Below are 14,886 nucleotides of genomic sequence, written 5' to 3' on the forward strand. Positions count from 1 at the left end.
GGTTTGGACGTGTGACGCCGGACGCGCGCGGCGTTACCGGGTGCCCTTCGGGTCGAGGGCGTCGCGCAGCCCGTCGCCGAAGAGGTTGAACGCGAGGACGGTGATGAAGATCGTCACGCCCGGGAAGACCATGAACATCGGGTCGTGCTCGTACGTCTCCAGGGCGTCGCGGAGCATGCCGCCCCAGGAGGCCGTGGGCGGCCGGACACCGGCGCCCAGGAAGCTCAGCGCCGCCTCCGTGAGGATGTTCGTCGGGATCATCAGGGTCATGTAGACGACGATCGGCGCGACCAGGTTCGGCAGCAGTTCGCGGAAGAGGATGTGCCGTGAGCCACCGCCCAACGACCGTGCCGCTTCGACGTATTCGCGCTCCCGCAGGGAGAGCGTCTGTCCTCGGACGATGCGGCCGATGTACGGCCATCCGAAGAATCCGATGACGAGGACCAGTACGGCGATGCGCACCCCGCTGCCGGTCAGGCCGAGCAGGTCGTCCGGGAGCACCGAGACCAGGGAGATGATGAAGAGCAGCTGCGGGAAGGAGAGCAGCACGTCCATCACGCGGCTGATCACCGCGTCGACCCAGCCGCCGAAGTAGCCGGCGACGATGCCGAACAGCGTGCCCAGGAACACCGCGACGATCGCCGCGAGGAACGCGACGAGCAGCGAGATGCGGGCGCCGTAGACGATCCGGCTGAACACGTCGCGGCCCTTGTTCGGTTCGAGGCCGAAGAGGAAGTCGCTGCTGACGCCGCCGAGCGCGCCCTGCGGCAGGTTCGTCAGCGGGTCCAGCTTGTCCTGGTGGAACTCGTTCGGCGGGTGGCCGAGCAGACTGACGATGAGCGGGGCGAAGATCGCGACCAGGACCAGGAAGACGACAACGATGCCACCGCCGAGGGCGACCTTGTCGCGCTTGAGCCGGTTCCAGGCGATCTGCTTGAGCGAGCGGCCCTCGACCTTGCGGGCTCCTTCTCCCTTGGCAGGCTCGACCGGTGCGCTCGGCTCCGCTTCCGCGCTCGTGTCGTGCAATGGTGCCGTCATCGTGGCAGGGACCCCTCTCAACCGGCGGTGACCGGCCCGCACTTGCCGCTGTGGCGGCGTGGTTCAGTCCGTCGTACACAGAGGCGAAGCCCCCTTGGAGCGGGAGTCTTCAACCTGGGTGTGATCTGTTGCCAGACTTGACGGCGAAAGGATGCCTAACCGTGATGCTTGCTGGGGTGTTCCGTTATCCGAACTGGGGTGAACGGGGTTCGGACGGTGGGCAGTTGGGACGCGGGGGACGAACTCCGCCTTTGACCGGGCGAGTTGGTGCGGAACCGGGCATAAGGACTGTCCTCAAACGCCGGACGGGCTGGAAAGATCCAGCCCGTCCGGCGTTTGAGGACAGCTTTTCAGTACGTCGCGCCGTGCGGCGGCGGGTAGCCGTAACCACCGCCCGCCGGAGCCGGAGGCGCGGCATGGGCCTCGCGGTCGTAGAACGGACGGGCCTGGCGCAGCCACATCGCCACCGGGTCGTACTCGTCCGACATCGCGACCGTGGACACCGGAAGGCCCTCCGGCACCGCCGGGATGGACTGCTGCATCATCGCGCGGACGGCGTCCACGGAGGCCGGAGACGTGTCGTAGACGTCCAGGCCGATGGCCAGATAGGGCGCGCCCAGCGTCGGCTGGACCCAGGCGCGGCGCAGGGAGCGGATCGCCGTGGTGCGGTGGGCGTTCTGGGTCAGAACGGCGTAGAACTGGGGGATTTCGATCGTCGGCTCCGAGAGCCGCAGCGGCCCCGCCGGCTGCCGGTCGAGGCCGCCCGCGATGCGCCGCAGGTCGAGCCAGGGAATGCCGACGCCGCCGCCCGGCGCGTGCGGGTTGAGCCAGAGGCCGTAATGGTCCGGGTAGAGCGTGCGCGCGGCGTCGACCCCGCTGACCACCTCGTACGCCCGCGACCAGCCGGAGGCGGAGAGTTCCTGGGCGGAGGTGACGCAGGGGGCGTAGGAGAAGCCGTCCACCTCCATGTTCCCGTACTGGGCGTCCGGGGAGCCGGCCTGGCCGTGCCAGAGCAGCATCCACACCTGGCCTGCCGCGGGGTCGGCGAGGGCCTTGAGGAGCGCCTCGTACGCGTCGTAGCGTCCCGGCGTCACCTGGCGCAGCATGTGCTCGACCTGTCCGGCCGCGGCCGTGCCCGACGCACTCACCCGTAACCGCCCCTTCGGCTCTTCAATACGTCCGTGTTCCACACGTGGCCGGAAAGCGAAGCGCCGACCGGTCACGTCATGAAACCAGCTTAAGCGGCGATACTGACACCGACTTGACGGACGTGGTCACCCTTCTCGTACGTAGAACGGGCGTACATGCGTACGCAACCAGTCCGCGACCGGGTCCTGTGTGACGTCCAGGAACACCAGGTTCACCGCCCAGGGCACCGGTGTCCGGCCCAGCGCCCGGCCCAGCGCGTCCAGCGGGAGATCGCGCGCGGAGCCCTCCCACTGCGTCAGTTCCACACCGATGAACAGGGACGGCTCCGCGTCCTCCACGGCGGCGAGGCAGCGGCGCGCGCTCAGCACCGTGCCGAGCGCCTCGAACTCCTCGCGGACCACGGCCAGGAAGTCGACCGGGTCGACCTGCCAGTCCGGCTCGGAGAGCACCACGCGGCCCCCCGTCGCCGGGCCGTCCAGCGGCGTGCGGCCGCTGCGGGCCAGCTCCGCCACGGCCGGCGGCGGCAGCGGCACGCCGACCGTGCCGTCCGGGTTCACGGCGATGCCGACCTGCGGCGGCAGCCCGCGCGCGAACTCCACGGCCGGGGCCACCGTGCAGTCCATCCGGCCGCCGGTGACCGCCATGAACTGCTGCTCGGAGCTGAACACGGGAACGTAGGCCTGGCCCTCGATCTCCAGGCTCGGCAGGTCGAGGTCCCGGCTGGCGTTCGAGCCGCCCTTGGGCAGCGGGATCCAGACAGGGCTGCGGCCGAGGACCTCCACGATCCGCGCGCCCGCCGAGCTTGAGGCCCCCTCGCCGAGGGCCGCGGCGAGCACCTGCTCCAACTCGTTGGCGGGCCAGCCCTGCGCGGGATGGGAGAACGCACCCTCCTGCCCCTCGGCGTGACCGTGCCCCGGCTCGGGGGCCCCTGGGAACTCCATGACTGCCATCAACCTCTGCTGTTCTGCGCGCTGCTCTTCCCGCACGCGACGTCGTCCCGCGCGGGGCCGACGATACGCGTACGCCCTGACGGTCACCGAAAACTCGTACGCCTCGGCGATCACTCGCTGAACGTGATCCCGCCCAGCGCCTCCGTCGCCGCCCGGTCCAGCAGCACCGCCGACTCCATCCCGGCCGGCAGATCCCCCCGCTCCGTCGAGGAGACGAGGGCGCCCACCGCCCGGCGGTGCCGCGCGAACGCGTACCGGGACACCCCGCGGCCGCGGTCCCGCTGCCCCTCAAGGGCCGTGTCCGCGGGCACGTCGAGGAGCATCAGGTGGACGCCCGCGCCGCGCCGTCTCGCCGTGCGGGTCACCCAGCGGCGCACCCACGCCTGCGTACCGCAGTCGTGCACGACGACGCTGGCGCCCGAGCGCATGGCCCGGCGCAGCCCCGCGTAGTGCGCGACGCGGACCACCGGGCGGTACAGCGCGTACGGCAGGAAGCGCGGCATGCGCGCGGCCCAGCGCTCGCGGGTGTCCTGGGAGTCGATCCGGACCACGGTGACCGCCCGCCGCATCAGCGTCGACTTGCCGCTGCCCGGGAGTCCGGAGATCACCACGAGGTCGCCCGCCGCGAACGCGAGTCTGCGCGGTGTGTGCCCGCGCCGCCCCCGGAGGTCCCGCACCGAACGCTGGCCGGGAATCCGCACGCCCGCCACCGCGGGCGCGGAAACCCCATAAGCCCCCGCCACTGCCTTGTGCACCGTGATCGTCCTCCCCGTTCCGGTCACGTCAGCCTTGCCCCTCAAGTGTAAAGAGAAGGTAATGCCCCTCAAGGGCTTTCCCCGTTGGCCGGGCATGCAATGATGTGCGCGCAACTGCATACCGGCCGCTTGAATCCGCGCGGGAGAGTTCCGGGGACGATCGAGTACCCGGACGCCGAAGGAGCAAGTTCCTCCCTTGAATCTCTCAGGCCCCGTACCGCGCGGGCGAGGCAGATCTGAAAAGTGGGTCACGCTTGTGACGTGACCCCACCCAAGGTGCAAGCCCTCCGGGGCGAACCTCTCAGGTTCCGATGACAGATGGGGAGGGCGCCTCGCGTCTCGTACGAGATCCGAGACCCCGCCACCGCCGTCATGCCACCGGGAGCACACCACCCATGACCCGCACCACCGCACTGGACGCCCTGCACCGCTCGCTCGGCGCCACTATGACCGACTTCGCCGGCTGGGACATGCCCCTGCGCTACGCCAGCGAGCGCGACGAGCACCACGCCGTGCGCACCGCGGCCGGCCTGTTCGACCTGTCGCACATGGGCGAGATCACGGTGACCGGGCCGGGAGCCGTGGACCTGCTGAACCACGCCCTGGTCGGGAACATCGGTTCCGTCGGCCCCGGCCGCGCCCGCTACACCATGATCTGCCGCGAGGACGGCGGGATCCTCGACGACCTGATCGTCTACCGGCTCGAAGAGACGACGTACATGGTCGTCGCCAACGCGGGCAACGCCCAGGTCGTCCTCGACGCCCTCACCGAGCGCGCCGCCGGGTTCGACGCCGAGGTCCGCGACGACCGGGACGCGTACGCGCTGATCGCCGTGCAGGGCCCGAACTCCGCCGCCATCGTGAAGTCCGTCACGGACGCCGACCTCGACGGCCTCAAGTACTACGCGGGCCTGCCGGGCACCGTCGCCGGCGTGGACGCGCTCATCGCGCGCACCGGCTACACCGGCGAGGACGGCTTCGAGCTGTTCGTCTCGCCCGCCGACGCGGAGAAGCTGTGGCAGGCGCTGACCGGGGCGGGCGCCGAGCACGGCCTGATCCCCTGCGGCCTGTCCTGCCGGGACACGCTGCGCCTGGAGGCCGGCATGCCGCTGTACGGGCACGAGCTGACCACCGGCCTCACCCCCTTCGACGCCGGCCTCGGCCGGGTCGTGAAGTTCGAGAAGACCTCGCACGGGGACGACTTCGTGGGCCACGACGCCCTGAAGGACGCCGCCGCGAAGGCCGAGGCCAACCCGCCCCGCAAGCTCGTCGGCCTGATCGCCGAGGGCCGCCGCGTCCCGCGCGCCGGGATGTCGGTCGTCGCCGACGGCCAAGTCATCGGCGAGGTCACCTCCGGCGCCCCGTCCCCGACGCTCGGCAAGCCGATCGCCATGGCGTACGTGGACGCCGCGCACGCGGAGCCGGGCACGGCGGGCGTCGGGGTCGACATCCGCGGCTCGCACGAGCCGTACGAGGTCGTGGCCCTGCCGTTCTACAAGCGCCAGAAGTAAGCCTCACAGCACCGCCCAGCAGCCCCGCCGTCACCGGCACCTTCCCGCGTACAGGAGAATTCTCATCATGAGCAACCCCCAGCACCTGCGTTACAGCAAGGAGCACGAGTGGCTGTCGGCCGTCGAGGACGGCGTGGCGACGGTCGGCATCACCGAGCACGCGGCCAACGCGCTCGGTGACATCGTGTTCGTCCAGCTTCCCGAGGTCGGCGACGCCATCACCGCCGGTGAGACCTGCGGCGAGCTGGAGTCCACCAAGTCGGTGTCCGACCTGTACTCCCCCGTCACCGGCGAGGTCGCCGAGATCAACCAGGACGTCGTGGACGACCCGGCGCTGGTCAACTCGGCCCCCTTCGAGGGTGGCTGGCTGTTCAAGGTCCGCCTTGCCGAGGAGCCGAAGGACCTGCTCTCCGCCGACGAGTACACCGAGTTCTCCGGGAGCTGACCCGCACCATGACCGAGAAGTCCGTTCTGAACGAATCCCTGCACGAGCTCGACCCCGAGGTCGCCGTAGCGGTCGACGCCGAGCTGAAGCGCCAGCAGTCGACCCTTGAGATGATCGCGTCGGAGAACTTCGCTCCCGCCGCCGTCATGGAGGCCCAGGGCTCGGTCCTGACCAACAAGTACGCGGAGGGTTACCCCGGCCGCCGCTACTACGGCGGCTGCGAGCACGTCGACGTCACCGAGCAGATCGCCATCGACCGCGTGAAGGCGCTCTTCGGCGCCGAGTACGCGAACGTGCAGCCGCACTCGGGCGCCTCCGCCAACCAGGCCGCCCTCTTCGCCATCGCCAAGCCGGGCGACACCATCCTCGGCCTGGACCTGGCGCACGGCGGCCACCTCACGCACGGCATGCGCCTGAACTTCTCCGGCAAGCAGTTCAACGTGGTCCCGTACCACGTGGACGACGCCGGCCTCGTCGACATGGCCGAGGTCGAGCGGCTCGCCAAGGAGCACCGCCCGAAGGTGATCATCGCCGGCTGGTCCGCGTACCCGCGCCAGCTGGACTTCGCCGAGTTCCGTCGCATCGCCGACGAGGTCGAGGCGTACCTCTGGGTCGACATGGCGCACTTCGCGGGCCTCGTGGCCGCGGGCCTGCACCCCAACCCGGTCCCGTACGCCGACGTCGTCACGTCCACGACGCACAAGACGCTCGGCGGTCCGCGCGGCGGCATCATCCTCGCCCGCTCCAAGGACTTCGCGAAGAAGCTGAACTCGGCGGTCTTCCCGGGCTTCCAGGGCGGCCCCCTGGAGCACGTGATCGCGGCCAAGGCCGTCTCCTTCAAGGTCGCGGCGAGCGAGGGCTTCAAGGAGCGCCAGCAGCGCACGATCGAGGGCGCCCGGATCCTCGCCGAGCGGCTGACGACCGCGGAGTCCCGCGCGGCCGGCGTCAACGTCCTGTCCGGCGGCACCGACGTGCACCTGGTCCTCGTCGACCTGCGCGAGTCGGAGCTCGACGGCCAGCAGGCCGAGGACCGCCTCCACGAGGTCGGCATCACGGTCAACCGCAACGCGGTCCCGAACGACCCGCGCCCGCCGATGGTCACGTCGGGGCTCCGGATCGGTACGCCCGCACTGGCCACGCGCGGCTTCGGCGCCGACGACTTCCGCGAGGTCGCCGACGTCATCGCGCTCGCGCTCCAGCCGTCGTACGACGCGGAGGCGCTCAAGGCCCGGGTGACCGCCCTGGCCGACAAGCACCCGCTGTACCCGGGCCTGTAGCAGCCACGGCCCTTCGGCCCGGATTACGTACCCTTGCGTACATACGTCCTACCGGGGCACCACGCACACTGGAACCAGAAGGAAACAGTGAGCGCGGTGCCCCGGCCGCTTCCACCGCACTCTTGCTCGTCCGGCAGACAACGGCGTCTACCACCCATCATTGGAGTCCCACCGTGGCCATCTCGGTCTTCGACCTGTTCTCGATCGGCATCGGCCCGTCCAGCTCGCACACGGTCGGCCCGATGCGCGCGGCCCGCATGTTCGCGCGGCGCCTGAAGAACGAGGGCCTGCTGGCCCACACCTCCGCCGTCCGCGCCGAGCTGTACGGCTCCCTGGGCGCGACCGGGCACGGGCACGGCACCCCCAAGGCGGTGCTGCTCGGCCTGGAGGGCGACTCCCCGCGCACCGTCGACGTCGAGACGGCGGACCAACGCGTCGAGACGATCAAGGAAAAAGGTCTCCTCAACCTGCTCGGCGCGCACGAGATCCCGTTCTCCTACGACGACGATCTCGTCCTGCACCGCCGCAAGGCCCTCCCGTACCACGCGAACGGCATGACGCTGTGGGCGTACGACGCCGGGGGCCAGGAGCTGCTCACCAAGACGTACTACTCGGTGGGCGGCGGCTTCGTCGTCGACGAGGACGCCGTCGAGGGCGAGAACCCGATCGTTCCCGACGACACCCTCCTGAAGTACCCCTTCCGCACCGGCGACGAGCTGCTCCGGCTCACGCAGGAGACCGGCCTGTCCATCCCGGCCCTGATGCTGGAGAACGAGAAGGCGTGGCGCACGGAGGAGGAGATCCGCTCCGGGCTCCTCGACATCTGGCGCGTCATGCAGTCCTGCGTCTCGCGCGGCATGTCCCGCGAGGGCATCCTCCCCGGCGGCCTCAAGGTCCGCCGCCGCGCCGCGAGTTCGGCCCGCAAGCTGCGCGCCGAGGGCGACCCCGTGGCCCACGCCATGGAGTGGATCACCCTCTACGCGATGGCCGTGAACGAGGAGAACGCGGCGGGCGGCCGCGTCGTGACCGCCCCGACGAACGGCGCGGCCGGCATCATCCCGGCGGTCCTGCACTACTACGTGAACTTCGTGCCCGGCGCCGACGAGGACGGCGTCGTCCGCCTCCTGCTCACCGCGGGCGCCATCGGCATGCTCTTCAAGGAGAACGCCTCCATCTCCGGCGCCGAGGTCGGCTGCCAGGGCGAGGTCGGCTCCGCCTGCTCGATGGCGGCGGGCGCCCTCGCCGAGGCCCTCGGCGGCTCCCCCGAGCAGGTCGAGAACGCGGCCGAGATCGGCATGGAGCACAACCTCGGCCTGACCTGCGACCCCGTCGGCGGCCTCGTCCAGATCCCGTGCATCGAGCGCAACGGCATGGCGGCGGTCAAGGCCGTCACGGCCGCCAAGATGGCGCTGCGCGGCGACGGCTCGCACAAGGTGTCCCTGGACAAGGTCATCAAGACGATGCGGGACACGGGGGCCGACATGTCGGTCAAGTACAAGGAGACGGCGCGGGGCGGGCTCGCGGTGAACATCATCGAGTGCTGAACATCATCGAGCGCTGAACCTCATCGAGCGCTGAGCGCGAGAACGTGCCGGAACACACGCGATGCCCGGTGGACGACAACAAGGTCGTTCACCGGGCATCGCGGAATAGCATCCCGGACCGGTAATTCACGGAGAACTACCGGCCGTTCGGCCGCATTGCACAGTTGAAGATCGAGAAGCATCTAGAAATAGTGCTTGCGGCCGCCGACCGCACGGCCGGTGGCCCCGAGAATCCAGAGGATCGCGCCGACCAGGATAAGAATTCCACCTATCGTGGTCAGCAGGCCCATGCCCACCAGCAGGCCGATGATCAGCAGGATCAGTCCGACAAGAATCATCAGGATTCCCTTCGCTCAAGTTCAGCAGTTGATGTGTTCACAGCGTTTTCCGGGGCTCAGCCCCAGTACCCCGCCCCGAACCACATATGCAGTTGAACTTCAGTCCTTGACCGTCCGGAAATCTTCGGCTGCGAAGAGAAACAACCACTGCGGCCACCGTTGCGCGCGTGAGCAACGAGAAGAATGCCGAGAACCCGCGACGGCAGGTGGCCCGCGGCGGCTACAGGGCCGCGGTCGTCCCCGCCCCCGAGCCGCTCCCCTGGAGCCACTGGTCCCAGCTCAGGTTGAACGCCGCGTAGCCGTTGTCGGCCGGGGCCTTGGCACGCGGGGAGCCGGTGATGGTCACCGGGTCGCCCTGCTTCACCTGCTGGTAGAACCACTTCGCGTCGCCGATCGACAGGTGCACGCAGCCGTGCGAGCCGCGGGCGCTGCCGCTGCCCGGGTTCGGGTCGCCGGTCGAGTAGTGGACGTAGGTGCCGGACTGGGTGAGGTGGACGTCCCAGGGGAGCGTGAGGTCGTAGTAGTCGGCGCTGCCCTTGTCGCAGCTGATACCGATCGAGCAGGAGGTCATGTGGACCTTCTTCTGCTTGTCGATCACGGCCATCGTGCCGTTCCACGTGGGGTACTCGGCGCTGCCCGCGTTGATGGACAGGGTGCGCAGAGCCGAACCGTTCTTCGTCACCTTCAGGGTGTGGCCGGTGACGGAGACGTCGGCGCGCACGTCGGCGCCGACGGTGAAGGTGTGCGTGTAACCGTGCACGCCGTAGCGGCCGTTGCCGTTGCTGACGCCCTTCATGTCGGCGTCGACCTTCACCTTCGTCCCCGAGGGCCAGTACTCCTTGGGCCGCCAGTCGGCGCGCTTGTCGCCGAACCAGTGCCAGGCGCCCTCGACCGGCTGCGACGTGCTCACCTTCATGTGCTTCTCGACGGAGGCGCGGGCCTTCGCCGCCACCGGGTTCGTGAACACCACCGAGACGGGCATGGCCACGCCGACCTCGGCGCCGGTCTGCGGAGTGATCGTCTCCAGGAGCATCGGCGGGCCCTTGGGCTTGTCCGGTGAGGGCTTGGCGCTCGCGCTCGCCTTCCCCGACGCCTTCCCTTCGGCCCTGTCCGCGCCGCCACCGCCGCCGCAGGCACTCGTGCCCACCAGCACCGCGACCGTCATCAGCGCGATTCCTATGCCACTGCCCCTGCGCCGTCCCACGACCTGCTCCGCTCTCCCGGGTCCACTCCGCGTACCCCCTAGGGGGCCCAGCTCACTGTCAGACAGTCGCCCGGCCTCCGTCAGTTGCGTCCGGGCGGGCAAAGCGCGGGCCAAAAATGTGGCCGGAGGTAGCCGCGACAGGCGGTGTCCGTTTCGCTTCCTGCTGGTGAGGGACACGGGTGGGGTCAGCGCATCCCCCGGCTCAAGGAGGCGAGCCCGGTGACCGACCACCCGAAGAACACCCCGCCTGCCCAGGAGGAGGCCCAGCCGACCCCGCCGTACGCGTGGGAACGGCAGGAGCGCCCGGGGCTGGAGTCACGGATGAGCCAGCGCCCGAACTACCTGGCACCCCGCTACCGCGGCTCCGGCAAGCTCGACGGCAGGATCGCCCTGATCACCGGCGGTGACTCGGGGATCGGCCGGGCGGTCGCCGTGCTGTACGCCCGCGAGGGCGCGGACGTCGCCATCGGCCACCTCCCGCAGGAGCAGCCGGACGCCGAGGAGACCCGAAAGGCGGTCGAGGCCGAGGGACGGCGCTGCCTGCTGCTGCCGGGGGACCTGAGCGAGGCGGCCGTCTGCCACGAGACGGTCGAGGCCACCGTGCGCGAGCTGGGCGGTCTCAACGTCCTGGTCAGCAACGCCGCACGGCTCAACAGCCAGAACAGCCTCGAAGACCTCGACTTCGAGGAGTTCGACCTGGCCTTCAAGACCAACATGTACGCCTACTTCCACCTCCTCCAGGCCGCGCTCCCGTACCTCGGCCACGGGGACGCGGTGATCGCGACGGCCTCCGAGGAGGGCCTCAAGGGCAGCGACATGATGATGGACTACGCCGCGACGAAGGGCGCCCAGATCATCTTCACCAAGTCCATCGCCAGCCATCTCGCGCAGCGCGGCATCCGGGCCAACGTCGTGGCCCCGGGCCCGACCTGGACGGTCCTCAACCTCTCCGGCCAACGCTTCCCGGACGACTACCTGGCAGACCTCGGCTCGACCTCCGACCCGATGGGCCGCGCCGCCCAACCGGAGGAACTCGCCCCCGCCTACGTGTACTTGGCCTCCGACGCGGACTCCAGCTACACGGTCGGCGAGGTCGTCACGGTGACGGGCGGCATGACGGACAGCCGCTGATCCCGCAAAGCCCGCGTCATGACGTGCCGGACCGGGAACGATGAGAGTTCGACCTCGTCGCACCACCGACCCGGAGGCCCGCATGATCCGCGGCATCGACGTCAGTTCGCACCAGTCCACGTTCGACACGGACGGCGTCTCGTTCGTCTTCGTCAAGGCCACGGAAGGGCGCTCCTACGTCAATCCGCGCCTCGCCGCGCAGACGAAGCGGGCCCGCGACGCCGGGTGCGTGGTCGGCTTCTACCACTTCCTGTGGCCGGGGAACATCACGGCGCAGGCCGAGTACTTCGTGAGCAAGGCCCCGGAGAAAGCAGGGGACTTGCTGGCCGCGGACTGGGAGACGACCGGCGAGGGAACGCACGCGAGCAACGCGGAGAAGGACAAGTTCATCCGCGAGGTGAAGCGCCTGCGCCCCAACCACCGCGTCATGTTGTACTGCAACCGCAATTATTGGCTCAATGTGGACACGACGTCCTACGCCGGCGACGGCCTCTGGATCGCCGACTACGTGACCGCGGGCAGGCCCCGCATCCAGGCGGACTGGACCATCCACCAGTACACCGACAGCCCCCTCGACAAGAACATCGCCGACTTCGGGACCAAGGCCGCCATGAAGGAGTGGGCGGCCGGGGCCTGAACGCGTCGCTGGGGCGTGCGGCGGGCGCACGCCCCAGTGGGCGTCGGGGTCACTTGTTCAGGTTCGCCCAGAACTCGTCGAAGGAGAGGCGCTTGTCGCCGTTGGCGTCCTGTCCGGCGATGAGGACCTCGGCCACGGAGTCCGTGACGTTGAAGTCGCCCATCTGCGCCATGGCGCTCTTGTACTCGGCCGCCGTGATGAAGCCGTCGCCGTCCGCGTCGAACCGCTCGAACGCCTTGCGTGCTTCTTCGATGTCCGCCACCGGGTCACCCCTCGTTTGCTCACTGCCGTGTTGACGGGGGTCAGATTAGCTGGCCGTCCTGGCGCGGAGTGCGGCGAGTACCCAGGCGAACTCCTCACGGTGCGGCTGCTCGGGGCGGCCGCCCTTGAGGACACCGAGGAGTTCCCGGTAGCGGGCCACCTTGTCGTTCGTCGTGGCGAGCAGCCGGTCGAGGACGGCGGAGCGGTCGGCGTCGCCGAGCAGTTCCCGGAGCACCGGTTCCGCTTCGGGTGAGGCCGGGTCGATGCCTGCGCGCACCGCGTCGCCCGCGAGAGTGATCAGTGTGCGCAGGAACCGCATGGAGGCGCCGGCCGCGTCGTCGGGGGTGCGGTCGGCGGCGTTGTACTCGGTGGCCTGCCGCATCCGGGCGCGGAAGTCCGGCTCCTGGAGCAGTTCGGCGAGTTCCACCCAGGCGTCGACCTGCTCGGGCGTCGGGTCGTCCGGCAGGCCCGCGCTCATGCCCCGCATCCGCTCCTGGACCGCCGGGTCGACGGTGTCCAGGCCGCGCAGCATCTCCTCGGCGAACTCGTCCATGATCCGCTTGCGTTCGGCGGTGGACTGTCGTGCCATCCGGTTCATGAAGGCCATCTCCTCGGCGCTCGAATTCCGCTTGGCGACGGTCGACAGCACGGCCCGGTTGAGCCGCAGCACCTGGATCTGCGCGTCGAGCGCCGCCACGTGCGCGGCGGCGACGGACGCCGGGTCGCGCTCGCCGGAGAGGATCTTCCGGACGTCGTCCAGGCCGAGGCCCAGCTCGCGCAAGGTGCGGATCAGCTCCAGGCGGGCCACGGACTCGGCGTCGTAGAGCCGGTAGCCGCCCTCGCTGCGGGTCACGGGGTGCAGGACGCCCTCGTCGGACCAGAACCGGATGGTGCGCACCGTGAGGCCGGTGCGGCGGGCCAGCTGTCCGATCGTGAGCAGCCGTGGGCCGTCGTCGATCATGTGGAGGAGTCTGGGCCTTCCAGTGGGTGGAGACTCAAGCCCAGCGCCCGAGGCCACGGTGAAGGCGGTGGGTTCAGCGGTCGGCGACGCGCATTTCGAACCAGGTCGTCTTGCCGCGCGGCAGCAGGTCGACGCCCCAGCGGTCGGAGAGCTTGTCGACGAGGAAGAGGCCGCGCCCGGAGATGTCGAACTCGTGCACCGGCATCAGGCACGGCAGACCGCGGGACGGGTCGCGCACCTCGATGCGGGTCCAGCCGCGGCGGCGCAGCATGCGCAGTCCGAAGTGGCGGGCGCCGGTGTGCCGTACCGCGTTCCCCACCAGTTCGGAGACGAGCAGGACGGCGTCCTCGGTCATCTTCGGGGAGAGTCCCCAGTGCCGCAGCACCACCACTTGTGCGAGCCGCCGTGCGGTCGCGGCCGATTCGGGACGCGACGGCAGGGACACCTCCGCCTCGGCCGGGTTTCCGAACAACTCCAGTGCCCGCAGGGCGTGTTCGTCCTCGACCGCGGGAGACCAGCGCGCCGCGGTCGCACCCGCGTGCCGCCGCGGTTGTTCCACACCCTCAAGCCCCGCCATGCCTCCATGATGAGGGCAGGGGGCGCCCCGTGGGGCCGTTCCGACGGAATAAGCCCCCCGGAACACTTCGTTCCGGAGGGCCGTTCAGGCATATGCCTATGGCAGTACAGAGCCTTGCTCGCCCGTGCTGACCTGCGGCGACTCCCGCGAAATGCGCCGCGGTTGATCGGCTGCGAACAGGATCTCTTAAGGTTCGCTTAAGACTGGGATAATGCTCCCCGAACGAGGTACCTGATCAACTCCGCTTGCCCGCGCGGCATTTGACACCCCGTCGGGAGCCGCCCGGAAGGCCGTCAGGCGAACTTCGCCTTGCCCGGCCCGTCCTCCACGAAGCTGCGCATCCCGGTCTCCCGGTCCTGGGTGGCGAACAGGCCTGCGAACCAGTTGCGTTCGATGGCCAGGCCCGTGTCGAGGTCCGTCTCCAGACCCGCGTCGATGGACTCCTTGGCCGCCCGCAGCGCGATGGCCGGGCCCTTGGCGAGCCGTCCGGCCCAGGCGTTCGCGGCGTCGAAGACCTCGGCGGCCGGGACCACCCGGTCGACGAGGCCGAGGGCGAGCGCCTCGTCGGCCTTCACCTGGCGGCCCGTGAAGATCAGGTCCTTGGCCTTGGACGGGCCGACGAGCCGGGAGAGCCGCTGGGTGCCGCCCGCGCCGGGGATCAGACCGAGCAGGATCTCCGGCTGGCCGAGCTTGGCGTTGTCGGCGGCGATCCGGAAGTCCGCGCACAGCGCGAGTTCGCAGCCGCCGCCGAGGGCGTAACCGGTGACCGCGGCGACGACCGGCTTCGGGATGCGGGCGACCGCGGTGAAGGCGTCCTGGAGGCCGCGGGAGCGGGTGACCATGGCCGCGTGGTCCATGTCCCGCATCTCCTTGATGTCCGCGCCGGCCGCGAACACCTTCTCGCTGCCGCGGACCACCACGGCGCGGATGTCGTCACGTGCCGTGGCCTCTTCGGCCAGTTCCTTGATGCGGTCCTGGACGGCGATGTCCAGGGCGTTCATCGGGGGGCGGTCCAGGCGGATGGTGCCCACGCCGTCGGCTACTTCGAGGTGAACGGTCATGCGGCGCAGCGTACCTTTGCAGCCCTCGCGGCGATTGAGCAGCGGGG

The 14,886-nt window shown here is 69.9% G+C and carries 16 protein-coding genes and 2 riboswitches; of the genes, 6 read left to right on the plus strand and 10 right to left on the minus strand.

The genetic code is table 11. The features are described 5' to 3' along the window. Positions 1-33 precede the first annotated feature (33 nt). The 4 genes from ACYBSK_RS30340 to ACYBSK_RS30355 all read right to left on the minus strand — a co-directional run bounded on the left by ACYBSK_RS30340 (position 34) and on the right by ACYBSK_RS30355 (position 3,898). Positions 34-1,038 carry an ABC transporter permease gene (locus ACYBSK_RS30340; RefSeq protein ID WP_457480432.1) on the minus strand — a complete coding sequence of 335 codons (1,005 nt, stop codon included), beginning with the start codon at positions 1,036-1,038 and terminating at the stop codon, positions 34-36. A 350-nt stretch (positions 1,039-1,388) separates the two neighbouring features. Next, the gene (locus ACYBSK_RS30345) at positions 1,389-2,186 is read right to left on the minus strand and encodes an enhanced serine sensitivity protein SseB C-terminal domain-containing protein (RefSeq protein ID WP_457480433.1); all 798 of its coding nucleotides are present in this window, start codon (positions 2,184-2,186) and stop codon (positions 1,389-1,391) included. A gap of 126 nt (positions 2,187-2,312) precedes the next feature. After that, positions 2,313-3,128 carry an enhanced serine sensitivity protein SseB gene (locus ACYBSK_RS30350; RefSeq protein WP_460244029.1) on the minus strand — a complete coding sequence of 272 codons (816 nt, stop codon included), beginning with the start codon at positions 3,126-3,128 and terminating at the stop codon, positions 2,313-2,315. A 119-nt stretch (positions 3,129-3,247) separates the two neighbouring features. After that, the gene (locus tag ACYBSK_RS30355) at positions 3,248-3,898 is read right to left on the minus strand and encodes an AAA family ATPase (protein WP_457481906.1); all 651 of its coding nucleotides are present in this window, start codon (positions 3,896-3,898) and stop codon (positions 3,248-3,250) included. Positions 3,899-4,022: 124 nt separating this feature from the next. Continuing rightward, positions 4,023-4,122, plus strand: a riboswitch (glycine riboswitch). After that, positions 4,123-4,220: riboswitch (glycine riboswitch) on the plus strand. It abuts the riboswitch before it with no gap. Between the two features lie 67 nt (positions 4,221-4,287). Here ACYBSK_RS30355 and gcvT point away from each other — a divergent pair. The 4 genes from gcvT (at position 4,288) to ACYBSK_RS30375 (ending at position 8,669) form a co-directional block, all read left to right on the plus strand. Then, the gene (gcvT, locus tag ACYBSK_RS30360; RefSeq protein WP_460244030.1) at positions 4,288-5,403 is read left to right on the plus strand and encodes a glycine cleavage system aminomethyltransferase GcvT; all 1,116 of its coding nucleotides are present in this window, start codon (positions 4,288-4,290) and stop codon (positions 5,401-5,403) included. A gap of 67 nt (positions 5,404-5,470) precedes the next feature. Then, positions 5,471-5,848: a glycine cleavage system protein GcvH gene (gene gcvH, locus ACYBSK_RS30365; RefSeq protein WP_457480436.1), complete on the plus strand. Its 378-nt coding sequence runs from the start codon at positions 5,471-5,473 to the stop codon at positions 5,846-5,848. Between the two features lie 8 nt (positions 5,849-5,856). Continuing rightward, complete coding sequence (gene glyA / locus ACYBSK_RS30370; RefSeq protein ID WP_460244031.1) at positions 5,857-7,125, plus strand: serine hydroxymethyltransferase; 1,269 nt, start codon at positions 5,857-5,859, stop codon at positions 7,123-7,125. 173 nt (positions 7,126-7,298) lie between these two features. Beyond that, positions 7,299-8,669 carry an L-serine ammonia-lyase gene (locus tag ACYBSK_RS30375; RefSeq protein ID WP_457480438.1) on the plus strand — a complete coding sequence of 457 codons (1,371 nt, stop codon included), beginning with the start codon at positions 7,299-7,301 and terminating at the stop codon, positions 8,667-8,669. A gap of 182 nt (positions 8,670-8,851) precedes the next feature. Here ACYBSK_RS30375 and ACYBSK_RS30380 read toward each other — a convergent pair whose 3' ends face one another. Together ACYBSK_RS30380 and ACYBSK_RS30385 are read right to left on the minus strand one after the other, a co-directional pair. Next, a complete protein-coding gene (locus ACYBSK_RS30380) occupies positions 8,852-9,007 on the minus strand; it encodes a hypothetical protein (protein ID WP_457480439.1) in 156 nt (51 codons plus the stop codon). A 220-nt stretch (positions 9,008-9,227) separates the two neighbouring features. Further along, positions 9,228-10,211 carry a L,D-transpeptidase gene (locus ACYBSK_RS30385; protein ID WP_460244032.1) on the minus strand — a complete coding sequence of 328 codons (984 nt, stop codon included), beginning with the start codon at positions 10,209-10,211 and terminating at the stop codon, positions 9,228-9,230. 219 nt (positions 10,212-10,430) lie between these two features. Between ACYBSK_RS30385 and ACYBSK_RS30390 the strand changes: the two genes are divergently transcribed. Both ACYBSK_RS30390 and ACYBSK_RS30395 read left to right on the plus strand, forming a co-directional pair. After that, positions 10,431-11,342, plus strand: a complete 912-nt coding sequence (locus tag ACYBSK_RS30390) for an SDR family oxidoreductase (RefSeq protein ID WP_460244033.1) — start codon at positions 10,431-10,433, stop codon at positions 11,340-11,342. 82 nt (positions 11,343-11,424) lie between these two features. Further along, on the plus strand, positions 11,425-11,979 hold the full coding sequence (locus ACYBSK_RS30395) for a glycoside hydrolase family 25 protein (RefSeq protein ID WP_460247130.1): 555 nt from the start codon (positions 11,425-11,427) through the stop codon (positions 11,977-11,979). Positions 11,980-12,028: 49 nt separating this feature from the next. Here ACYBSK_RS30395 and ACYBSK_RS30400 read toward each other — a convergent pair whose 3' ends face one another. The 4 genes from ACYBSK_RS30400 to ACYBSK_RS30415 form a co-directional block, all read right to left on the minus strand. Continuing rightward, on the minus strand, positions 12,029-12,241 hold the full coding sequence (locus ACYBSK_RS30400; protein ID WP_457480441.1) for an EF-hand domain-containing protein: 213 nt from the start codon (positions 12,239-12,241) through the stop codon (positions 12,029-12,031). A gap of 45 nt (positions 12,242-12,286) precedes the next feature. Continuing rightward, a complete protein-coding gene (locus tag ACYBSK_RS30405) occupies positions 12,287-13,201 on the minus strand; it encodes a MerR family transcriptional regulator (RefSeq protein WP_460244034.1) in 915 nt (304 codons plus the stop codon). A gap of 73 nt (positions 13,202-13,274) precedes the next feature. Next, on the minus strand, positions 13,275-13,778 hold the full coding sequence (locus ACYBSK_RS30410; protein ID WP_460244035.1) for an ATP-binding protein: 504 nt from the start codon (positions 13,776-13,778) through the stop codon (positions 13,275-13,277). A gap of 293 nt (positions 13,779-14,071) precedes the next feature. Next, complete coding sequence (locus ACYBSK_RS30415) at positions 14,072-14,839, minus strand: enoyl-CoA hydratase/isomerase family protein (protein WP_460244036.1); 768 nt, start codon at positions 14,837-14,839, stop codon at positions 14,072-14,074. Positions 14,840-14,886 lie beyond the last annotated feature (47 nt).

The organism is Streptomyces sp. BYX5S (assembly GCF_054724165.1).

Coding starts and splice junctions, on each gene's coding strand:
- ACYBSK_RS30340 (WP_457480432.1), bottom strand. CDS start 1,038: ATGACGGCACCATTGCACGACACGAGCGCGGAAGCGGAGCCGAGCGCA.
- ACYBSK_RS30350 (WP_460244029.1), bottom strand. CDS start 3,128: ATGGAGTTCCCAGGGGCCCCCGAGCCGGGGCACGGTCACGCCGAGGGG.
- gcvT (WP_460244030.1), top strand. CDS start 4,288: ATGACCCGCACCACCGCACTGGACGCCCTGCACCGCTCGCTCGGCGCC.
- gcvH (WP_457480436.1), top strand. CDS start 5,471: ATGAGCAACCCCCAGCACCTGCGTTACAGCAAGGAGCACGAGTGGCTG.
- glyA (WP_460244031.1), top strand. CDS start 5,857: ATGACCGAGAAGTCCGTTCTGAACGAATCCCTGCACGAGCTCGACCCC.
- ACYBSK_RS30380 (WP_457480439.1), bottom strand. CDS start 9,007: ATGATTCTTGTCGGACTGATCCTGCTGATCATCGGCCTGCTGGTGGGC.
- ACYBSK_RS30395 (WP_460247130.1), top strand. CDS start 11,425: ATGATCCGCGGCATCGACGTCAGTTCGCACCAGTCCACGTTCGACACG.
- ACYBSK_RS30405 (WP_460244034.1), bottom strand. CDS start 13,201: ATGATCGACGACGGCCCACGGCTGCTCACGATCGGACAGCTGGCCCGC.
- ACYBSK_RS30410 (WP_460244035.1), bottom strand. CDS start 13,778: ATGGCGGGGCTTGAGGGTGTGGAACAACCGCGGCGGCACGCGGGTGCG.
- ACYBSK_RS30415 (WP_460244036.1), bottom strand. CDS start 14,839: ATGACCGTTCACCTCGAAGTAGCCGACGGCGTGGGCACCATCCGCCTG.